The following is a 20,739-nucleotide window of genomic DNA, read 5'->3' on the forward strand; positions in this document are numbered from 1 at the left end:
AGGTAGTGAACTTACTAATATGGCAATTTTTTTCAACAATTGAACATTGTGCTGTCCAATGATGGCAGCATTTTCTACAATAAAAACGTTGTTTCTTGAGCTTTAAAATAGTAGGTAGGTTTTGATATGGCAATAAGCGAATAGTCACTTCTTTTTTCCCGTTTTTCACAATGATAGAGTTTCCTTCTCTATCAACAATAGAGGAGTGGCAATTCTTACAAGCCGAAGGCATAGGGGAATAAGTCCCTTTAATAATGAGAGTGTTCATTCCATTGATGTTAGCTTCCTCTGTACTAATTAAATTTAAATTGTCATCTGTTATTCTTAGCATTTTTTTGATATGATTATTCATGACATGTCGTCCTTTCTATCTGATATTTTTGTTTGGTACTTAAATTTTACTAGATAGACGGCATGTTTTTAAATAAAATAAACTAAAAAAGGCTGATGAATCAGATTTTGATTCATCAGTCCTTTAAATTATAGAGCCGTTTTTGCTTGAAATCATCTTTTTTTATTGACAAAAACTATATCATTCTATAATATATCAGTTAACGATATATTATAGAATGATATAGTTAGATATGGATTAAAGGAGAGTGAAAAAATGGAACCTATGACAGACTCGACATATTTAATCTTGTTAAGTTTATTAGAGCCAAGACATGGCTATGCAATAATGAAAGGTATTAGTGAGATGACGCATGATAGTGTAACAATTGGACCAGCAAGCATGTACACTATTTTAAAAAAATTAGAAAAAAAAGGAGATATTCGTCTCAAAGAGGATAAAGATAGAAAAAAAATATATGTGATAACTTCTCAAGGGCAAGAAGAATTGATAAAAGAAGTTGACAGACGACGTATGTTTTATGAAGCGGGACGTTCTCTATTAATGGGAGATAGGGTGGATGTGTATGATATGGAAAAACACGAAAATTAAACTATCTAAAGGTTTAGCTTTTTACGCTGAAAAAGAAAGCATTTACTTTTCGAAAGAAGCTAGTAGGGGATGGCAACTAAAAAAAATTAGTCCTTTAGGATTTTATGTATTTAAAAAAGCAGCAGAAGAAGAATCAACTTGGGTAATTGATTTTTATAGTGGGAAAAAAGAAGATATTAATGAGTATGTTGAGTTTTATCAAGATTCAGGTTGGTCGCTAGTCGAAAATTATCGAAATCGTTATTTTGTATTTAAATCAACTGGTAACCATGTTTTTAATTATACTGACAGACAAACTTATAAAGAACGTTTGAAAAATGAAACAGTCTGGATGTTGTTACAGTCTTTATGGGCCTTTTTTCCAAGTTTGTTTATATATCTAATATTGTTTTATTTCAATCATTTTGATATGAGCTTGTGGTTAAGAGCAATAATTAGTGGTGTTCTATTTTTGGGGATTATTTTTCCAGTGATGTTAGCTGTTTTGCTATTATATTTCAAAATGATGTATCGTAAACGGCCAGAATTGTATAACAATCCCAAGGCAATAGATAAAAGCCAAAAATTTGGAAGAGATATGGTTATTGCGATGATTATTGGGGCTCTTTTCGGATTTATTAGTAGTATGTTATTTTTTAATCAATAGGAGGGGAAAGAATGTTAGAAGTAGAAGGATTAACAAAATATTTTGGGGATATGGCAGCAGTAGATGATGTGTCTTTTCGTATACCTGATGGTAAGATTTTAGGATTAATCGGACAAAATGGTGCGGGGAAATCAACAACATTTCGTTTGATTTTAAACTTTTTAGATGCAGATGATGGAACGATTTTATGGAATGGAAAACCATTAAAAGAGAAAGATTATGATGTTATTGGTTATTTACCAGAAGAAAGAGGACTTTATCCTAAAGTAACCATTGAAGACCAGTTGATTTATTTTGGTCGACTACGTGGAAAAAAGAAAAAAGAAATTGTTCCACTAATTGATAAATGGATGGAAAAGTTTCAAGTAAAAGGGAAAAAAACAGATAAAGTAAAATCGTTATCTAAAGGAAATCAACAAAAGGTTCAGTTGATTGCAACACTTATCCATGAACCTAAATTGATTATTTTAGATGAACCATTTAGTGGATTAGATCCAGTAAATGCTGAGCTTTTAAAAGAAGGTATCATCGAATTAAAAGAAAACGGTTCTTGCGTTATTTTTTCTAGTCACAATATGGAAAATGTTGAAAAAATTTGTGATCATTTAGTCATGTTACGAGATGGTGAAATGGTGCTTGATGGATCTGTTCAGGCCATTAGAGAATCTTTTGGTAGAACTCACTTAGAGATAGAAACACCTCTATCTAAAGAAGAATTAGAATCTATTCCTGGGGTATTAAGAGTAGAAAATCCAAGAGAAAATTATTATCATCTAAGGTTGGAGTCTTCAGATGTAGGTAGAGAAGTATTTGAAGAAGCAATCAAGGTGACTGATTATATTCCAATATTTAATCAGCAGCCACCGACGTTAGAGGAAATATTTAAATTAAAGGTTGGTGAAGAGGATGAATAAATTTTGGGTTGTTGCACTTGAAACGTATAAGAAGCATGTTAAATCAGCAAGCTTTATTATGATGGTTTTAGCACCGTTTTTATTAATTGGTTTTTCTTTAGGAATGGGTTATTTTGGAGATAAATTTTCAGATGTAAATGAAATAGCGATTGTTTCGGATGATAAGGCTATTAGTGAAACCTATAGAGAAATGGCTAAAGATGATTTCGATATAAATAAGAAGATTACGACAGAATCTGAGGCAAAAAAAGCACTTGAAAACGAAGAAATTGACGGGTATCTTTCTATTTCGGTTTCTGAAAATCAATTAAAAGGACAATATACAGGAGTAGAAACACTTGGAACAACGAATCAACAAATGTTACTTGGCTTTCTAAATCAAATGCAACTAGGCATTAATTCAGGTTCATTAGGGTTAACGCAAGAGCAGGTGACAACACTATTATCTCAAGCGACTTTATCAGAAAAACAAGTCAAAGTGTCAGATGGCCAGATTAAGGAAAATAAAGATAATCGGATGGCATTAACACTAGTGGGATTCTTTATTGTTTTAGCGATGTATATGATTGTCTTACTATATGCTTCTATTACAGCGCAAGAAGTAGCCTCTGAAAAAGGGACACGCATTATGGAAATTATTTTGTCCAGTACAACGGCAGCAAAACATTTTTACGGGAAAATTATGGGTATTTTTCTTGTGATTTTAACTCAAGTGTTAATTTATCTATTTTCTGGCGTGATTGCTTACATTTTAGCAAAAGATATGGATATGGTAAAAGGATTTTTGGAAACAGTGTCAATTGATGAATTAATCAAAGGAATTTTAGGTTACAATCTCTTATATTTACTATTAGGTGTGTTAATCTATACGATTTTATCAGCTTTTACAGGCTCATTAGTAAGCAAATCAGAAGATGCTGCAAAAGCTGTAACACCTGTGACTTATTTAATTATGATTGCCTCGTTACCAACAATGATGTTAGGAATGTCTGATCCACAAAATATGCTAATTAAAATCTTTTCATTCATACCGTTTTTCTCATCATTTGCTATGCCTGTTAGAATCGCAAATGATAGTGTCACCAATACAGAAATTCTTATTTCTTTAGGCATACTATTAGTTGGCATTATTTTATTACTTAGACTTTCAGCTAAAGTATACAAATCAACTGTTTTAATTTATAGTGATAAGAGTATGATGCAAGTATTTAAAGATGCGGTAAAAGTGACAAAAACAAGATAAAAGAAACGCTTGGAAAATTTTTCCAAGCGTTTTTCGTTATGTCATTTTTACATTTAAAAGATGGTCTGTATGTGTTACAGTACCTGTTTTTGTTAAAACGAATGTGTCAATATCATCCATGTTGGTTAAAATGACAATCATAGAAGTTTCTTTTTTCGCTTCTTTAATTTGTTCTAAATCAACCATGGCTAATAAGTCACCTTGTTTTACTTTCTGTCCTTGTGTTACTTTAACATCAAAAGGTTTTCCATCAAGATTGACAGTATCAATTCCCATGTGGATTAGAACATCTAGTCCATTAGTTGTTGTGATACCAATGGCATGTTTTGTTGGGAAAACAGTGGTAATTGTTCCATCAACTGGAGAATAGATATGACCATCACTTGGATCAATAAAGTAACCATCACCCATCATTTTTTCTTGGAATACAGGATCACTTACTTCTTCTAATGTATGAGCTACACCATTTGCAATAGAAGTTAAACTCACTTCTTTTACTTGGCTTGTAGGTTTGACAATAATATCCTCTGTTGTTTCTGCTAAGGTGTTTTTTTCTAATTGTTCTTTTGGAATACCAAAGAAGTAAGTCGCTAAAAATCCACCAGCATAAGCAGCAAGTAAACCTAAAACATATCCCCACCATCTACCATTCGCAATTAATGGAATTAAGGCTACACCAGAAGGGCCAATAGCAATCGCGCCAATATTTCCAACTAATCCAACAACAGCACCACCAATACCCCCACCGATACAAGCAGTAATAAATGGACGGCCTAAAGGTAAGGTTACGCCGTAAATTAAAGGTTCACCAATACCTAAAATCCCAACAGGTAAAGCTCCTTTAATCATTTCGGTTAATTCTTTGTCTTTTTTGCATCGAACCCATAGTGCAATCGCAGCTCCGACTTGACCAGCACCTGCCATTGCTAGAATTGGTAGTAGCATGGTTTGTCCTGTTTCATTAATCATTTGGACATGGATAGGTGTTAGTATTTGATGTAAACCAAACATCACCATTGGTAAGAAGAATGTTCCTAAAATAAAACCAGAGAATGCTCCACCAACGTTTAGTACCCAATTAATCCCACCAACCATACCATCAGAGATAAATCCAGCTAGAGGCATAATAAAGAATATTTCAATTAGTCCAATAATAATCAAAGATAGAGTTGGAGTCACAATAATATCTATCGAATCAGGAATGACTTTATGTAATCTTTTTTCAACAAGAGAAAGTAACCAAACAGCAAAGATAACACCTAAAATCCCACCTTGGCCAGGAGAAAGAGCTTGCCCTGTAAAGAGATTTTTAAGTGGTGCTTCAGGGTTCATACCTGTTAACATGACAACAGCCCCAATAACCCCACCTAGAGTAGGTGTTGCTTTAAATACTTGAGCAGCGTTAATCCCTGTATAAATAACTAAATAACCAAACATCCCATTTTTTAGAATATTCATCACGTCGATATATTGTTGCCAAGTTGCCCCATTAATACTACCAGCTGTTACTAAGTTGGTTAAAATCGCAGCAATCCCTGCAACAATACCAGTACCAACAAAAGCTGGAATCATCGGAACGAAAATGTTAGAAATGTCCTTAAGAATGACTTTTAAGGTAGATTGTTTTTGCTTGGCTTTTTGAGCTTCTTTCATTTCTCTTGCTTTCTCATTAACCATTTCTTTTCCTGAATGGGCTTCAGGGAATGTTTCACCTAAATCAACGCCAGCCATATCAACCATCTCTTTAGCTACTTTATTGACTTTTCCTGGTCCAATGATAATTTGTAATTGTTCATCATCGACTACTCCTAGTACACCAGGAATAGCTTTTAAGCCATCTAAATCAACTAAATCACGATTTTTAAGAGTCATTCTAACGCGTGTCATACAATGAACAATAGAGACAACGTTTTTCATGCCACCAACATGATCGTAAATTTGTTGTGATAATTCGTTTAAACTTAATTCATTCTTTGCCATAGTGATTCTCCTTTATAATGTTTTTTTTATAAAACCTTTAGCCTGAGTTAACTTGTCCATTGCGTCATCTTTGCTACTGTTTGTCAAAATCATGACAATAGCTAATTTGACATCTTCATCTGCTTCATAAAAATACGTTTCAGCTGTCTCATAATCCACTTCTGTTGCTTGCATAATAATGCGTTTTGCACGCTCTACGAGTTTTTCGTTAGTTGCTTTTACATCGACCATTAAATTATTAAAAACTTTTCCAATTCCAATCATGCTAATAGTTGAAATCATATTTAAAACGAGTTTTTGAGCCGTTCCTGATTTTAATCGAGTGGATCCTGTTAAAAATTCTGGACCAACGCTAACTTCAATTGGAAAGTCAGCACTTTGGCTAATCAATGCATTTTTATTACAAGATAAGCTTGCTGTTTTTGCCCCTATTTCTCTAGCGTAGTTGAGACCACCAATCACGTAAGGAGTTCTACCACTTGCGGCAATCCCAATGACCATATCGTGTTTTGAAAGATTTAAATCAACTAAATCTTTTCTACCAAGTTCCATGGAATCTTCAGCCCCTTCGACTGCAATAGTCATCGCTTTTTCTCCACCGGCAATTAAACCAACCACCATATCAGGACTAACGCCAAAAGTTGGGACACATTCAGCTGCGTCTAAAACACCGAGCCTGCCACTTGTGCCAGCTCCCATATAAATAAGACGTCCTCCTTCGTTAAAGGCTTCAATCGTCTGAATAATCACTGGTTCAATGCTAGTTAATTCCTTTTTAACTGCTTCGGCTACTTTTTCATCTTCTTTATTCATTAATAAAAGGGCTTCTTTGACACTCATCGTATCTAAACCTAATGTATTTTGATTACGTTGTTCAGTAGTTAAATTAGTTAAATCAACTTTACTCATTATCATCATCCTTTCTTAATTCATAACTCATGCCTGCTTTGATGTGATCTATTAAGGGAATATCCTTTTCAATTACATGGGCAACAACATTTACTTTTCCATCTTTAGGTAAGTTAGTTTTTGTGATTTGTAATTCTCCCATATAGCGTAAATATTCGTGATTATCTAACGTCACACTCCCTTTTGAGCGTGGTAGGATTTTTTTGGGGGGAATATCAGGTATTTGTTTAAATCGTGCATTGGCACTTCTTATCACATCACGTGCTTCGTCTTGGCGATTGTGATGTTGACCAAGAAAGAGAGAGCTAAATTTTTCATCAATGGTATCAACATGGAGAGTGAGTGTATCATTTTGTAAAAACTCTTTAAACTGAGATTGTGTAACCTCGCTTAAGCCACCATCTCCGATATATACTAAGTCTGTATAGCTTCCTAAAAGACTCAGCGCGTTTGCCAACGGATGAAGATAACGATGTTCTTCTAGTGTAGGTAAGCCTGCATAAAGTGGGCCTCGTAAATCATCATCACCTGGAACGAAACCTTGAATAGTAAATCCACCTTCTTTTAGCCATTGATTTTTTTCTACATACCACGTTTTATCTAACCCTGTTTCTGGGCGAGGGTAGTAGTTATGCCACGCTTCTAGTTGAGAAAAATTTGCGTTGAAATGACGTAATTCATCAATGTCTTGTTGTGTGATAGTACTAGCATTTAATCCAACTGTCATATGGTGAGAGCACTTGGCAATTATGTCATTTGAAATATGGTAATCCATTCGAAGACCTGTCACACCAATATGTTTTAATTCATCAAGACGATCAATAGAAAATCCTGCTTTAGACAAAGCGTCACCTGATATGTCAACCATTAAATTAAGGTTGTTTTTTTTAGCTTCCTTTCCAAGTTCAATTAGTCTGGAATAGTAGGTAGTGGCATCATCTTCCGGAATATGTAGCGAAGTGAAAATACCTGTAAATCCAATTGTTTTCATTTTTTCTATGTAGCTTTTTTTTTCATTTGATAAAGGTTGATTCATAAAAATAGAAAAACCAAACATGACGATTAAACTCCTTTCTTTGCTGTATTCGTTTTCATATAAGATAACTCTATTATATCTTAATGGAATATTTTTTCAATAAAAATATTATGAATAATAAAATATTATTTCTTAACAATGAGATATATTTTGTGAATAAACCATATCAAGTGACGAATAAAAGAAGATTGTTTAAAATAGTGAGAAATAGTAAAGGAGATGATTTTAATGGAAGAAAAAGCCATATTTGCTGGTGGGTGCTTTTGGTGTATGGTAAAGCCATTTGATGAGTTACCAGGAATTATTAAAGTGGTTTCTGGTTATACAGGTGGTCATACGGTTAATCCAACGTATGAAGAAGTATGCAGTGGAACAACAGGTCACACAGAAGCTGTTGAAATTACATTTGATTCTGAAATAATTAGTTATAAAGACTTGGTTGAGATTTATTGGCATCAAACAGACCCAACGGATGCTATGGGGCAATTTGTTGATAGAGGTGATTCTTATCGTCCAGTTATTTTTTATGAGAATGATGAACAATATGAAATAGCAAAAGAATCGAGGGAAAGATTAGAGAAAAGCGGAAAATTTGATCAACCCATTGTGACACAAATAGAAAAAGCTCAAATTTTTTATCCTGCAGAGGAGTATCATCAAGATTTTCATCGTAAAAATAAGGATCATTATCAAAAATATCGTGAAGCCTCAGGACGAGATCGGTTTATTGATACAAATTGGTAAAAGAAAAAAGTGCGTTGCGTTTTTACGCAAGGCACTTTTTAAAAATGGAAATCAACAATTTGAGTTCCGTGTACTTCTTTTACTTTTAGAAAAGAGGTCACCGTATCAACATTTTTATAGGTGATACCACCACCTGGTAAAATAGTAATTCGATTGTTAGCATAGGAAATTAAATCATTAATGTATTCTAAATGTTGCTCGATTGGAACAATAGGTGATCCACCGTGAGTTAAAATACGAGTGACACCATGATTACTTAGCCAATCGATGGCTTCAAATTGATCATCACGACTCATCACATCAAACGCCATATGAAAGGTTACTTGCATGCCTTCAGAAGCTTCTAATAAAACGGACATGGCTTCTTCATCAATTTTATTTTGTTCGTTTAAACAACCAAATACTACCCCGTCAACACCAAGTTGTCTTGCTTCTAAAATATCTGCTTCCATAATTTTTAATTCAATGTCAGTATAGACAAAATTTCCACCACGAGGTCTGATAATCGCCATCACAGGAACGCCTTTTTCACTACAGTAGGCCATGGTTTCTGCTAAGACACCTTTACTGACTGTTGTTCCACCGACAGCTAAATTATCACAAAGTTCAATCCTTGTTGCACCTGAAGCAATCGCATTTGGAATATTCGTAAAATTTTCAGCACAAAATTCTTTAATCATCACAAACAAATCCTCCGAGTTTCATTCATTCTTGTAATCTTAGTATAGCATAAACCATCATTTGTCGATGAAAATTATGGTATGATAGTTGTAACATTTATTTAGGAGTTTAGATATGCTAAAAAAGAAAAAAGAGTACGCGATAGACCACTTAAAAATGACAGTGGATGCATTGGAGTGTCCCAAATGTCATAGTGCATTTAATTTATTAGATAGTGGATTGGTTTGCCAGAATAACCATCATTTTGATTTGTCGAAAAAAGGGACGATTCATTTTCCGCTTCATCACATGGAAAGTGATTATGATCATCAAATGCTTGAACATCGACGCAATATGATTCAAAAGGGGTTATATCAGCCGATTGAAAAGGAAATAGCCCGTATTATTTCAAATCAAGGGGAAATTGATTTATTAGTAGATATGGGGGCTGGAGAAGGAAGTGTCTTAGAGAGACTAATCATAAACAATGATATTTCTGGTACTAAGATGGGGTTTGATTTATCCAGGGATGGTGTGGTATTAGCAAGTGATTTTTCAAAAGAGGCTTTTTGGTTTATTGGAGATGTCACGAATATGCCATTTAAAGACGAGAGTGTAGATACTTTATTAAATATTTTTTCACCTAGTCACTATGAAGAGATGAGTCGTGTGTTAAAAAAAGAGGGACTGGTGATTAAAGTAATCCCAGAAGAACAGTATTTAAAAGAATTACGTGAGCTATTTTATTATGATGAGCAAGCTAAACAACAATATAGTAATGAAAAAGTGTATCAAAAATTTCTAAAAGATATGCAACTAATAGAAGAAAAAAGAATCACCTATCAGTTTGTTGTGGAAAAAGAAGATTTTCAAGATGTTTTAATGATGTCCCCAATGCATTGGGGAGCCAGTATTCAGGCAAAAGAGCATGCTCGTGATAATTATTTTCAGAAATTAACAATAGATGTGAAAATATTGGTTGGTAAAAAACAATGATTTGCAAAACTAAGGTTGTTTTTTATAGTTGTTAGTGCTACAATAACATCAAGTCATTTTCAGCGGTTTTTATCAGATTCCTGTTCTGATAAAAGTTGGTGAGATGGCAAACCGCCAACGTAGCGACTCGCAGTGAACTAACACCGAGACGATACGTTTTTTTTATGCAAAAAAATAGGAAAGAAGAGACCCAAAACAATGAATCATATCGTATTATTCGAACCACAAATACCGGCAAATACCGGAAATATTGCACGAACTTGTGCTGCTACAAATTCACCACTACATTTAATTGAGCCATTGGGCTTTTCGACTGATGATAAACATTTAAAACGAGCAGGGCTTGATTATTGGAATGATGTGAATATTACATATCACAAAAACTTAGAGGCTTTTTTAGAAACATTAGGCAATTCGCCATTACATTTGGTCACAAAATTTGCTAGACATACTTATAGTGATGTGGCGTTTAATGATGGGCGTGACCATTATTTTATTTTTGGAAAAGAAACAACAGGATTACCAGAAACATTTATGAGAGAAAATGAAGAAAAATGCATCCGTATTCCAATGAACGATGAACATGTTCGATCATTGAATTTATCGAATACTGTTGCGTTAGTTGTTTATGAAGCATTAAGACAACAGGCGTTTCCTGATTTAGAAGCAGTCCATATCTATGACAATGATAAATTAAGCTAGGAGTTAATTGAATGAAATTATATTTTGTCCGTCACGGAAAAACAGAATGGAATTTAGATGATCGATTACAAGGAGTGAAAGACTCTCCTTTATTGCCACAAAGTTATGAAGACATGAAAAAATGTGGTCAAGCGTTAAAAGAGATTCCGTTTAAAGCAGTGTATACAAGTCCTATTAAACGAGCAAAAGAAACGGCTGAGGGCATTGTGTCACAATTTGACTATGATATCCCTATGTATGAAAGACCAGGCTTTGTAGAGCTTAGTTTTGGAGATTTAGAAGGAGCAAAGTTTTTAACAGCAAAGGAAACGTTTCCTAATGAGATGTTTTATTTGAGAAATCACCCAGATAAGTATGATCCATCCGCTTTTAATGGAGAAAATTATGATTCAATGATTAAAAGAAGCACTACTGTTGTAAAAGAAGCAATAGAAGAAAATGAAACTGGTCCATTGTTGTTTGTTGGGCATGGTGCCATGTTAATTGCTTGTATGCGAACACTTTTAGGTGTACCAATTGAACGTATTCGTGAAGTTGAGGGAATGTTAGATAATAATAGTGTGACAGTCTTATCTTTTAATGACGGAGAATTTACTTTAGACGATTGGAACAATACAGATTTCTTATCATGATAGATGGAGGTGACGACAATGGAAGAAATGCCAGAGACTCCTTTTTTAAAAGGAACGGTTGAAGCGATTTTTTTTGAAAATGCCACAAATTTTTATAAGGTCATGTTGGTAAAAGTAAAAGAGACTAATACAACTTATGATGGTGATGAGATTGTTGTCACTGGAACATTTGGTCAGATTCAAGAGGGAGAGCCGTATTGTTTTTATGGAGAAATCGTTAATCATCCAAGATATGGAGAGCAATTAAAAGTAGAGCGTTACGAGCAGGATAAACCAACCTCAACAGAAGGATTGATAAACTATTTATCAAGTAGTAAGTTTCCTGGGATAGGGAAAAAAACGGCTCAGACAATTGTTGAGTTGCTTGGTGAAACGGCTATTGATGACATTTTAGATAATCCAGATTTACTTGATCAAGTTGCAGGACTTAATCAAAAAAAGAAAGAAACACTGGTGTCTTCTTTAAAAGAAAATTACGGAATGGAACAAATTGTTGTCGGTCTAAATCGTTATGGTTTTGGAAACCAGCTAGCTTTTACTATTTATCAATATTATAAAGGCGATACGTTAAAAATTATCGAAGAAAACCCTTATCAATTGGTAGAAGATATTGAGGGAGTAGGGTTTAAAAAAGCCGATATGTTAGCAGAACGAATTGGAATTTCTGCTACTTCTTCAGAACGTATTCGAGCAGCATTAGTTCATGAGTTATATCAAGGTTGCTTAAATGCTGGTGATACTTACATGGAAGCGAAGCAATTATTATCAGCTTCAATTCAGGTGTTAGAAAATAGTCGACCTGTTGAAATTAATCCACAATTAGTCGCGGATGAGGTAATTCATTTAGCTGAAGAGGGTGTGATTATTCAAGAAGGGACTCGTTTGTTTGAAAAATCGTTGTATTTTTCTGAGGTTGGTACGGCTGCATCTATCAAACGATTACTTGAAAAAAAGAAAAAGTTACCTTATAAAGAAAAAGAAATTGATGCCACGATTAAAATGATTGAAAAGCAAAATGGCATCAAGTATGGTAATAGTCAAAAAGAAGCGTTGAAAGAAGCCATTATGTCACATTTCTTTATTTTAACAGGAGGACCTGGTACAGGTAAAACAACCGTAATCAATGGACTTGTTTCTTTATATGCTGAATTAAATGGTCTTTCTCTAAATTTAGAAGATTACACGCAAAAGATATTCCCAATTCTTTTGGCCGCACCAACTGGTCGAGCAGCTAAACGGATGAATGACATGACGAGGCTTCCAGCCAGTACCATTCACCGCTTATTAGGTCTGACAGGTCGAGAAAAAGAAGGCGTAGAAGAGGCTAGAGAACTTGAAGGTGGACTGTTGATAGTCGATGAGTTGTCAATGGTGGATACATGGTTAGTTAATACATTATTAAAGTCTATACCAAATAACATGCAAGTCATTTTTGTAGGGGATAAAGATCAGCTGCCTTCAGTTGGACCAGGTCAGGTACTAACAGATTTGTTACGAGTAGAAGAAATACCCAAAAAAGAATTAGTGGATATTTATCGACAAGATGATGGCTCCTCTATCATTTCATTAGCACATCATATAAAAAATGGTGAGGTACCAAATGATTTAACAGAAAACAAAAAAGATCGGTCGTTTATTCAATGTCATGTTAATCAAATCGAGTCAGTTGTTGAACAAGTGGTATCACGAGCGAAAGATAAAGGCTTTTCTAATCAAGAAGTGCAAGTATTAGCGCCAATGTATCGTGGAAAAGCAGGGATTGATCAATTAAATATCATGATGCAACAGATTTTAAATAGCAACGATACAGGCGAAAGAAAAGAAGTAAAATGGTTGGATAAGTTATATCGTATTGGCGATAAGGTACTTCACCTTGTGAATAGTCCAGAGGTGAATGTTTTTAATGGTGATATGGGAGAAATTGTCGGGATTACTTATGGAAAAGATACAGACGATAAAGTAGATGAGATGACGATTTTATTTGATGAAACAGAAGTGGTTTATAAACGGAATGAATGGCAAAAAATTACATTAGCTTATGCGTGTTCAATTCATAAATCACAAGGTAGCGAGTTTCAAATGGTGATTTTACCGTTAGTGAATCAATATGGTCGAATGCTTCAAAGAAAACTTCTTTACACAGCTGTGACAAGAAGCCGGGATTTTTTGATTTTACTTGGTGAACCAGATGCTTTTGTTAAAGCGATTGAAAGTCAAACACTCGAGCGACAAACAACCTTAGCAGAACGGCTTGTTGAAAGTGATGAGTTACTAGTTAAACGAGCTAAAGAGGAAGAAAATTATCTAGGTGAAAAAGAGCAAGAAGTCAAAGAAACTCTACACCATAAAGTAGAAGAAAAACTTGAACAGTTACCAGAAAAATCAAAAGTTAAAGAAGTGTCTTTATTTGAAAAAGTAGATGAAGAGACTCCTAAAACATATAGACTAACCATGGATAATTATTTATCTATTGATCCAATGATTGGAATGGATAATCAAATACCTCAAGATTTTGAAATAAAAAATAGAGGCTGACCCAAAAGTAATTTATTAAGTAAAAATCACCAAACTAATAAAACAGAAATCCCATGAAATCAATATTTTAATAAACTGATTTCACGGGATTTTTTCTATTTTAAGACTTCTGGGTCAGCCTCATTTTTACATCCAAAATAAACGCTGAGTGGTTTTAAAACGTAACTTAAAGTTTCTTTCTCCTAATTCTTCACCATCTGCTTGACCGACTTGTGCAACAGGACAAGTGAGTGTTAACTCTGAATCAACAAAGCGGTGTAGATGTGGTGACGTTAGATGTTGTTTAAAAAATAATTTGATAATTAACCATGCTAAAGATAAAGGAAAAATCTTTTCGACAATAATTAAGTGAATATCCTCTGTATAAGCTGAAGCTGTTGGGTCAATTGCAACGCCACCACCAAAATAGGGATGATTTGTTGTCGTGCATAAAAAAGCTTTTTTAAATTCTTTCTTTTCAGTACTTGTTTCAACAATTAATGGAAAAGAAGGCTGTTTAAAAATAGATGATAAAGCAGCACTAACATATGATAATGAGCCTAGTTTCATTTGATTTAAGAGTGATTTAGCTTTTGAATGATTGGCTGTTGCGACTATTTTGGCATCAATTCCGACACCGACATTGTTTAAAATAAGCCGAGTATCATTAGAGTCAACGTCCGTTGCTTCCATTAAACTAATTGGTTTTGGTTTTTGAACAGCTAATAATTGTGTTAAAGCCACATCTATTTTTCTTGAAACCCCAACACCACGAGCAAAATCATTGCCAGAACCACTTGGTAAGTAGCCAATGGGAATAGTCGGTTCGTGTTTTAAAGCATTGACTACTTCATGCAGAGTGCCATCTCCACCTAAAACCACGAGTAAATGTTCAAATGGTTTATTGTCTTTATAAGGTGTGAGAACACCTTTTAATAATTCTTGTACAATTTCTCTTTCATGACCTGCATACTCAGTTAGGTAAGTTTGAAAGGGAATTTCTTTTGCAATTAATTGCTTTTGAACTTCTTTATATTGTCTAGCTCCTTTTCCTGAACCAGCGTGTTGATTTACTAACAAATGCAATACTAATTTTTCCATAGAGCAACTCCTTAAATTCTGACCGGTTCTACTAATAAACACGAAAAGAATGATTAAATCTCTTTCTTAAGACATAATTGGTCTTTCAGTTGAATACCATGCTCGAAAATAGGTGTCGAATAGTTTTTGAGAAAGTAGTCAGTCTGAATGTCTGTAATACGAAAGCCGTGTTTTTGATAAAAATAAAGTTGCCAGATACTTGTAGAACCTGTACAAACTTCAAGTGTAGAGTAATGGTTTTCTTTTGCAAAATTTTCAGTAAAAACTAATAGAGAAGACCCGATGCCTTGATGTTGATACTCTTCAAGGACAGAAATATTTAAAATTTCTAATGTGTTCTCTTTAGTCTGATTTAATGCTAGAACGCCTACAATTTTATTATTATAAAGGCATTCGAACAAAAAAGCACGATAAATATATGAATTAATCATATCCTCATCTGGATCTGCTTGTTTTAATAAAGAGAAATGCTGTGTTGTAATCGTTTTGATTTTTTGAATAATAAGTGACATCATTTTCTTCCTTTTTGTTAGTCATGCTCTTATCATACCAAAAAACTTTGACATTTTGGTAAACAAAAGGTAGGATAATATCGTTATGTTGAATAACCGCAGTTCGTTCATACCATCCTGCGATATCAAAACTAGGAAGGGAGAAAAAGAAAAATGGAAAAATCAGTATCACAATCAAAGACAACGGTATTAGTTGTTAATGGGTTAATAGCAGCACTTTATGTTGTGTTAACACTTGTTGTAGCCCCTATTGCGCAAGGACCGATTCAGTTTAGAGTATCTGAGAGTTTGAATCATTTAGTTGTGTTTAATAAAAAATTATTATGGGGTGTTCTTTTAGGAGTCTTGACATTTAATTTGTTCTTTTCTGAGGGAGGCATGATGGATGTCTTATTCGGCGGAGGTCAAACATTGTTGGCTTTAAGTATCACAGCTATATCAGCTAGATGGATTAAAAGTGAGAAAAAACGAATGGTCGTTAATATCATCGCATTTTCAGTGAGTATGGTATTAATCGCTATTATGATTAGTATTTTATCAAAACAACCGATTGGCTCCAATTTTTTCTGGGGAATATATGGCTCATTGTTTTTAAGTGAATTAATCATTATGAGTATATCAGCCCCTATCATGTTTGGGATTAATCGTATGGTTCACTTTGAAAAATTTTAATAAAAACGTAAATAAAAATGCAACCAAATTTAATTGGCTGCATTTTTTTAATTTAAAGGTTGTTGTAAATCTTCAACTTGTGCGACGAAGAAATCTTTTTTATTTAATGCTTTGATGATTAAATCACATGTTTCTTTATCCGTATCAGCTGGTAGCGTGATAATAGTTCGACGGATGTACTCATCACGACCAACATCAAGTGTAATACAACTTGCAATATCAGAGTATTTAGAAATAATTTTCGTCATGTTTGCTAAATCACCTTTACGGCCAGTTGAAGCAATCGTTAATGCGAAGCGTCCTTCTTTAACGTTCCATGATTGAGATAAGATACCTAATAAACTACTATGTGTTAAAATACCATAAAATTGGTCATTGGCATCTAGGACAGCAATATATGGTAATTCTTTAATAGTAAAAAAGATTTTAAAGAATGATGAATTTAAATGGATAAATTTAGTCGCATTTTTAATCAAATGAGTAACCGGTAAATTCATGTCACCACCGTTTGATTTATGACGATATATATGCATTTTATAAATATTTCCTCTAAAAAATTTTCCTGTTTCGTCAAGCACAGGGACGCAACGAAAACCAGACTCTTCTAAGATGTTTAACGCATCTTCTAGCGTACATGTCTCACTAACAGTCGTGAGTAATCTTTTAGGAATACAGACTGATTCAATTAACATAATAAGTAGCTCCCTTCATTTTTCATTACAACCTAATAATACCATAAACAAACAACGAAATAAAAGAACAATAACTTGTTCAGTAAATGAACGTGTTTGACAAATCTTATGTTAAACGTTATAATTTAAAAGTTATTAATACAGTGGGAGGATTCTACCCTTGGCACAAAAAAAATCAGCACTTGCTTGTACAGTTTGTGGTTCTCGTAACTACTCAAAAGCTGTTAGTGATTCACAACGTACTGAGCGTTTAGAAGTGAAAAAATTCTGTAAGTATTGTAAAAAGCACACACTTCATAAAGAGACAAAATAGTCAGAATTTAAGGAGGAGAAAAAGGATGAAATTTTTCAAAAGCGTTATTGAAGAGATGAAACTTGTTACTTGGCCTACTCGTAAAAAATTAGTTAAAGATGTGATTACAGTGATTCAATCCACTATCTTATTTGCACTATTTTTTGCAGCAGTTGACTTCTTATTAGCGAAACTTTCATATCTTGGACTAAAAGGTCTGTAGATATGACTAGAAAAATGCACATTTGAGTGTTACAATTAGGTTGAAAGAAAAACTTCGGCTCTCTGAGGTTTTTTTATTTTATCATGAAAAGGATGGTTGAATTCTGTGGAATCGTTTGAAAGACAGTGGTACGTATTACATACATATTCAGGTTATGAAAACAAAGTAAAAACAAATATTGAATCTCGCGCACAAAGCATGGGGATGGAAGACTTTATTTTTCGTGTGGTTGTTCCAGAAGAAGAAGAAAGAGAAATTAAAAATGGTCAAGAGAAAGTAACAGCTAGAAAGACTTTTCCAGGCTATGTATTAGTTGAGATGATTATGACGGATGAATCATGGTATATCGTACGTAACACACCAGGAGTAACAGGATTCGTTGGCTCACACGGTGCCGGAAGTAAACCAGCTCCATTATTACCTGAAGAAGTGACTCATATCTTAGGTAAATTAGGCATGAGTAAACGTGTCACAGATTTAGATGTTGAACTAGGTGAAACCGTTACTATTACAGAAGGAGCATTTTCTGGGTTAACTGGGGAAATCACTGAAATTGATTTAGAAAAACAAAAATTAAAAGTAAATATTGATATGTTTGGTCGCGAAACAAGTACAGAATTAGACTTTGATCAAGTAGATAAACTATAAAAACCGATATTTTTATCGGTTTTTCTTTTCATGTTTTTTCCTATTAAGGAGGGATTTTCATGCGTTTGAAAAAATTTTTAATTCCTATGATTTTTTTATTAGTTGTTTTAACAGCTTGTCAAACAAAACCACAGGAGAAAAAATCTATAACGGCGACAACTAGTGAAAAGATAGAAAGCAATATAAATTATACGAATGTTCCCACACTATTTATCCATGGAGCTGGTGGAGGACGAGGATCAATGGGACATATGATTAACCGTTTAGCTAGTCAAGATGTTGCGACAAAATCACTTGTTATCATTGTGTCAAGTGATGGGAGTATTTCAACTGAAAATAAATTAGACTCAAATCAATTTTCTGAGGATAATCCAATGATACAAGTTTTATTTCGAGATAATCGAAATAATGAATGGGAACAAGCCAGATGGATAAAATTGGTATTAGAATTTTTACAAAAAGAGTATGGTATGAAAGAAGCGAATATTGTAGGTCATTCTATGGGTGGAATTAGTGGATTGAGATATTTATTACAAGATAGCCAAACGACTGATTTACCTAAAGTTAATAAGTTAGTTGCAATAGGCTCACCATTTAATGAGTTTATTGATACGTTAACTAGTCAAAGTTTAGATGATTTATTAACTAGTGGGCCAAATGAAAAAAGTGATCGTTACATTCTCTATGAAAATGAATTAAGTGGGTTATCTAAAGAGATTAGTCTGTTGTTAATTGCAGGAAAATTATCTGATGATAATTTGAGTGACAATGTAGTCCCACTTAGCAGTTCTTTAGCTGTTAATGCGATGTTATTAGAGCATGGTAATCAGGTAGAACATGTATTGATAGAAGGAAAAGGTGCGGATCATAGTGGACTTCATGAAAATCAGGAAGTGGATGAGATAGTGAGTCAATTTTTATGGGATAAAAAATAAACTATTGACATTTATCAAATAAATAGATAATATGAGTAAAAGTTTTACATTTTATGCAAGTAGGGAATAAGAACTGCGTTTAGAAAGTCGATGGTTGCTGAAAATCGATCCAGCTTATTTATCTGAATTACACATAAGATGAATCTAATTAAATATAACTAAAGAGATGAAGATAGATGGACTATCTTTAAATTAAGGTGGTACCGCGAAAAAAGTCGCCCTTATGTTTAAATGCATAAGGGCGACTTTTTTTATTATAACAAAGGAGAATGGTCATGAGTTGTGGTGGGATGATACGATATCGTTGCATTTGATAAATAAAAAATTTATTAAATGAAAAGAGGAATTATCATGCAAAAGAAGATTAGTTTACTAGAAGCAAGTATTGTATTATTAATTATTTTATGTTGTATTTCAATGGGAGTTATAGTATTTAAACTCTCTCCCAATGTTGTGATATTATTTGCTATTGCGTTGACCATTGGGTATATGGTCATAAAAAAGATGCCATTAGAGTGGGTCAATGAAGGGATTGTTAGTGGATTAAAACCAGGTATTATCCCTATTTTTATTTTTTTATTAGTTGGTGCACTTATTGCGGTTTGGATACAGGCAGGTATTATCCCAACGATTATGGTGATAGGGTTTAAGCTACTCAGTGTAAAATGGTTTATTCCGTCTATTTTTCTTGTATGTGCGATAGTAGGGAGTGCAGTAGGCAGCGCATTTACTGTCATGTCAACAATTGGTATTGCTTTTTTTGGCATCGGTGTCACATTAGGATTAAATCCGCCACTAATTGTAGGCGCAATCGCTTCAGGAGCAATTTTTGGAGATAAGATGTCGCCACTCTCTGAGTCAACTAACTTAGCCTCAGCTGTCGTAGAGGCAGATTTATTTGATCACATAAAAAATATGATGTGGTCTACTATTCCAGCTTTTTTAGTATCATTGATTTTATTTACCGTTATTGGCAAATCAGATGCTACAGCAGAATTAACAAACGTTAAAGAAGTGACACAAGTACTTGAAACAAATTTCCATATATCCATGTGGTCACTCATTCCTATTTTACTGATGTTAATCTGTGCTTGGAAAAAATTACCAGCGATTATCACAATTTTGTTAAATGTTATCGTGGCAGTGGTGATGATTGTAATCCAACAAGGAAATATTGATTTAGCTAATTTAGCGAGTGTCGTTGAAAACGGCTTTGTATCAAACACGGGTAATGAACAAGTGGATATGCTATTGACTCGCGGTGGAATAAACAGCATGACGTTTACTGTATTATTAATTATCTTAACCTTATCTCTTGGTGGGATTTTGATGAAAATAGGGTTAGTTACAACTGTTATTGACTCATTAGCTAAACGTTTAACCTCACCAAGTCAATTGATTATTGTGAGTTTACTTTCTAGTATAGGCGTTAATATTTTTATTGGTGAACAGTTATTATCCGTTATTTTACCAGGTAATGCCTTTAAAGAAGTATACAAAAAAATGGATTTAGACCCAGTTGTTTTAAGTAGGACATTAGAAGACGGCGGAACGGTAATTAATTACTTAATTCCATGGGGGATAGCGGGAAGTTTTGTCGCCAATACATTTGGGGTTCCAACAATGAGTTATTTGCCATTTGTATTTTTTAGTTTGTTATCACCTATTTTTTCTATTCTAAGTGCATTAACTGGAATCGGAGTTAAGCACACAAAAAAAGTTGCCAATTAAGGCAACTTTTTTTG

General features: G+C 33.8%; 23 protein-coding genes. 15 read left to right on the forward strand and 8 right to left on the reverse strand.

Annotated features, from left to right (window positions below):
• On the reverse strand, positions 1-352 hold a 352-nt coding region (locus CBF36_RS12560), incomplete at its 3' end, for a transposase family protein (RefSeq protein WP_133306812.1).
• A 255-nt stretch (positions 353-607) separates the two neighbouring features.
• Here CBF36_RS12560 and CBF36_RS05070 point away from each other — a divergent pair.
• The 4 genes from CBF36_RS05070 to CBF36_RS05085 are packed head-to-tail and all read left to right on the forward strand — an operon-like array spanning position 608 to position 3,746.
• A complete protein-coding gene (locus tag CBF36_RS05070) occupies positions 608-943 on the forward strand; it encodes a PadR family transcriptional regulator (RefSeq protein WP_125957187.1) in 336 nt (111 codons plus the stop codon).
• Complete coding sequence (locus tag CBF36_RS05075) at positions 918-1,589, forward strand: DUF2812 domain-containing protein (protein WP_165865388.1); 672 nt, start codon at positions 918-920, stop codon at positions 1,587-1,589. Before CBF36_RS05070 ends, CBF36_RS05075 begins: the two co-directional genes overlap by 26 nt.
• Positions 1,590-1,600: 11 nt before the next feature.
• The gene (locus tag CBF36_RS05080) at positions 1,601-2,503 is read left to right on the forward strand and encodes an ABC transporter ATP-binding protein (protein ID WP_125957191.1); all 903 of its coding nucleotides are present in this window, start codon (positions 1,601-1,603) and stop codon (positions 2,501-2,503) included.
• On the forward strand, positions 2,496-3,746 hold the full coding sequence (locus CBF36_RS05085) for an ABC transporter permease (protein WP_125957192.1): 1,251 nt from the start codon (positions 2,496-2,498) through the stop codon (positions 3,744-3,746). Before CBF36_RS05080 ends, CBF36_RS05085 begins: the two co-directional genes overlap by 8 nt.
• A gap of 36 nt (positions 3,747-3,782) precedes the next feature.
• On the opposite strand, the gene CBF36_RS05090 is transcribed toward CBF36_RS05085, so the two are convergent.
• From CBF36_RS05090 to CBF36_RS05100, 3 genes are read right to left on the reverse strand one after another with little or no spacing between them, the layout of a single operon-like run.
• Positions 3,783-5,726, reverse strand: coding sequence for a glucose PTS transporter subunit IIA (locus CBF36_RS05090; protein ID WP_125957194.1), 1,944 nt, complete (start codon positions 5,724-5,726; stop codon positions 3,783-3,785).
• Between the two features lie 12 nt (positions 5,727-5,738).
• On the reverse strand, positions 5,739-6,635 hold the full coding sequence (murQ, locus tag CBF36_RS05095; protein WP_125957196.1) for an N-acetylmuramic acid 6-phosphate etherase: 897 nt from the start codon (positions 6,633-6,635) through the stop codon (positions 5,739-5,741).
• Positions 6,628-7,692 (reverse strand): DUF871 domain-containing protein, encoded by a 1,065-nt coding sequence (locus CBF36_RS05100; protein WP_125957197.1) that lies wholly within the window; start codon positions 7,690-7,692, stop codon positions 6,628-6,630. Before CBF36_RS05100 ends, murQ begins: the two co-directional genes overlap by 8 nt.
• 198 nt (positions 7,693-7,890) lie before the next feature.
• Between CBF36_RS05100 and msrA the strand changes: the two genes are divergently transcribed.
• Positions 7,891-8,415, forward strand: coding sequence for a peptide-methionine (S)-S-oxide reductase MsrA (gene msrA / locus CBF36_RS05105; protein WP_207854466.1), 525 nt, complete (start codon positions 7,891-7,893; stop codon positions 8,413-8,415).
• Between the two features lie 38 nt (positions 8,416-8,453).
• On the opposite strand, the gene CBF36_RS05110 is transcribed toward msrA, so the two are convergent.
• Positions 8,454-9,095: a copper homeostasis protein CutC gene (locus CBF36_RS05110; RefSeq protein ID WP_125957201.1), complete on the reverse strand. Its 642-nt coding sequence runs from the start codon at positions 9,093-9,095 to the stop codon at positions 8,454-8,456.
• A gap of 115 nt (positions 9,096-9,210) precedes the next feature.
• On the opposite strand from CBF36_RS05110, the gene CBF36_RS05115 reads away from it, so the two are divergent.
• The 4 genes from CBF36_RS05115 (at position 9,211) to recD2 (ending at position 13,940) form a co-directional block, all read left to right on the forward strand.
• Positions 9,211-10,071 (forward strand): methyltransferase domain-containing protein, encoded by an 861-nt coding sequence (locus CBF36_RS05115; protein WP_125957203.1) that lies wholly within the window; start codon positions 9,211-9,213, stop codon positions 10,069-10,071.
• A 198-nt stretch (positions 10,072-10,269) separates the two neighbouring features.
• Complete coding sequence (trmL, locus tag CBF36_RS05120; RefSeq protein ID WP_125957205.1) at positions 10,270-10,773, forward strand: tRNA (uridine(34)/cytosine(34)/5-carboxymethylaminomethyluridine(34)-2'-O)-methyltransferase TrmL; 504 nt, start codon at positions 10,270-10,272, stop codon at positions 10,771-10,773.
• Positions 10,774-10,784: 11 nt separating this feature from the next.
• Positions 10,785-11,405, forward strand: a complete 621-nt coding sequence (locus CBF36_RS05125; RefSeq protein ID WP_125957207.1) for a histidine phosphatase family protein — start codon at positions 10,785-10,787, stop codon at positions 11,403-11,405.
• A gap of 18 nt (positions 11,406-11,423) precedes the next feature.
• On the forward strand, positions 11,424-13,940 hold the full coding sequence (gene recD2, locus CBF36_RS05130; protein WP_125957209.1) for an SF1B family DNA helicase RecD2: 2,517 nt from the start codon (positions 11,424-11,426) through the stop codon (positions 13,938-13,940).
• A gap of 126 nt (positions 13,941-14,066) precedes the next feature.
• Here recD2 and CBF36_RS05135 read toward each other — a convergent pair whose 3' ends face one another.
• A complete protein-coding gene (locus tag CBF36_RS05135; protein ID WP_125957211.1) occupies positions 14,067-15,020 on the reverse strand; it encodes a diacylglycerol/lipid kinase family protein in 954 nt (317 codons plus the stop codon).
• Positions 15,021-15,073: 53 nt separating this feature from the next.
• Complete coding sequence (locus CBF36_RS05140; protein WP_165865389.1) at positions 15,074-15,532, reverse strand: GNAT family N-acetyltransferase; 459 nt, start codon at positions 15,530-15,532, stop codon at positions 15,074-15,076.
• Between the two features lie 153 nt (positions 15,533-15,685).
• Between CBF36_RS05140 and CBF36_RS05145 the strand changes: the two genes are divergently transcribed.
• Complete coding sequence (locus tag CBF36_RS05145; RefSeq protein WP_125957214.1) at positions 15,686-16,204, forward strand: QueT transporter family protein; 519 nt, start codon at positions 15,686-15,688, stop codon at positions 16,202-16,204.
• Between the two features lie 47 nt (positions 16,205-16,251).
• Here CBF36_RS05145 and cbpA read toward each other — a convergent pair whose 3' ends face one another.
• Positions 16,252-16,896, reverse strand: a complete 645-nt coding sequence (gene cbpA, locus CBF36_RS05150) for a cyclic di-AMP binding protein CbpA (RefSeq protein ID WP_125957216.1) — start codon at positions 16,894-16,896, stop codon at positions 16,252-16,254.
• A 160-nt stretch (positions 16,897-17,056) separates the two neighbouring features.
• Here cbpA and rpmG point away from each other — a divergent pair, with 160 nt between their 5' ends.
• From rpmG to nhaC, 5 genes are all read left to right on the forward strand, one after another.
• Positions 17,057-17,209 carry a 50S ribosomal protein L33 gene (gene rpmG / locus CBF36_RS05155; RefSeq protein ID WP_125957218.1) on the forward strand — a complete coding sequence of 51 codons (153 nt, stop codon included), beginning with the start codon at positions 17,057-17,059 and terminating at the stop codon, positions 17,207-17,209.
• Between the two features lie 25 nt (positions 17,210-17,234).
• On the forward strand, positions 17,235-17,411 hold the full coding sequence (secE, locus tag CBF36_RS05160; RefSeq protein WP_125957220.1) for a preprotein translocase subunit SecE: 177 nt from the start codon (positions 17,235-17,237) through the stop codon (positions 17,409-17,411).
• A gap of 105 nt (positions 17,412-17,516) precedes the next feature.
• Positions 17,517-18,059 carry a transcription termination/antitermination protein NusG gene (gene nusG / locus CBF36_RS05165; protein ID WP_125957222.1) on the forward strand — a complete coding sequence of 181 codons (543 nt, stop codon included), beginning with the start codon at positions 17,517-17,519 and terminating at the stop codon, positions 18,057-18,059.
• Positions 18,060-18,118: 59 nt separating this feature from the next.
• Positions 18,119-18,994, forward strand: coding sequence for an alpha/beta fold hydrolase (locus CBF36_RS05170; protein ID WP_125957224.1), 876 nt, complete (start codon positions 18,119-18,121; stop codon positions 18,992-18,994).
• Between the two features lie 351 nt (positions 18,995-19,345).
• Positions 19,346-20,725 carry a Na+/H+ antiporter NhaC gene (gene nhaC / locus CBF36_RS05175; protein ID WP_125957225.1) on the forward strand — a complete coding sequence of 460 codons (1,380 nt, stop codon included), beginning with the start codon at positions 19,346-19,348 and terminating at the stop codon, positions 20,723-20,725.
• Positions 20,726-20,739: the final 14 nt, after the last annotated feature.

This window comes from Vagococcus bubulae (genome assembly GCF_003950315.1).
Classification (GTDB): domain Bacteria; phylum Bacillota; class Bacilli; order Lactobacillales; family Vagococcaceae; genus Vagococcus; species Vagococcus bubulae.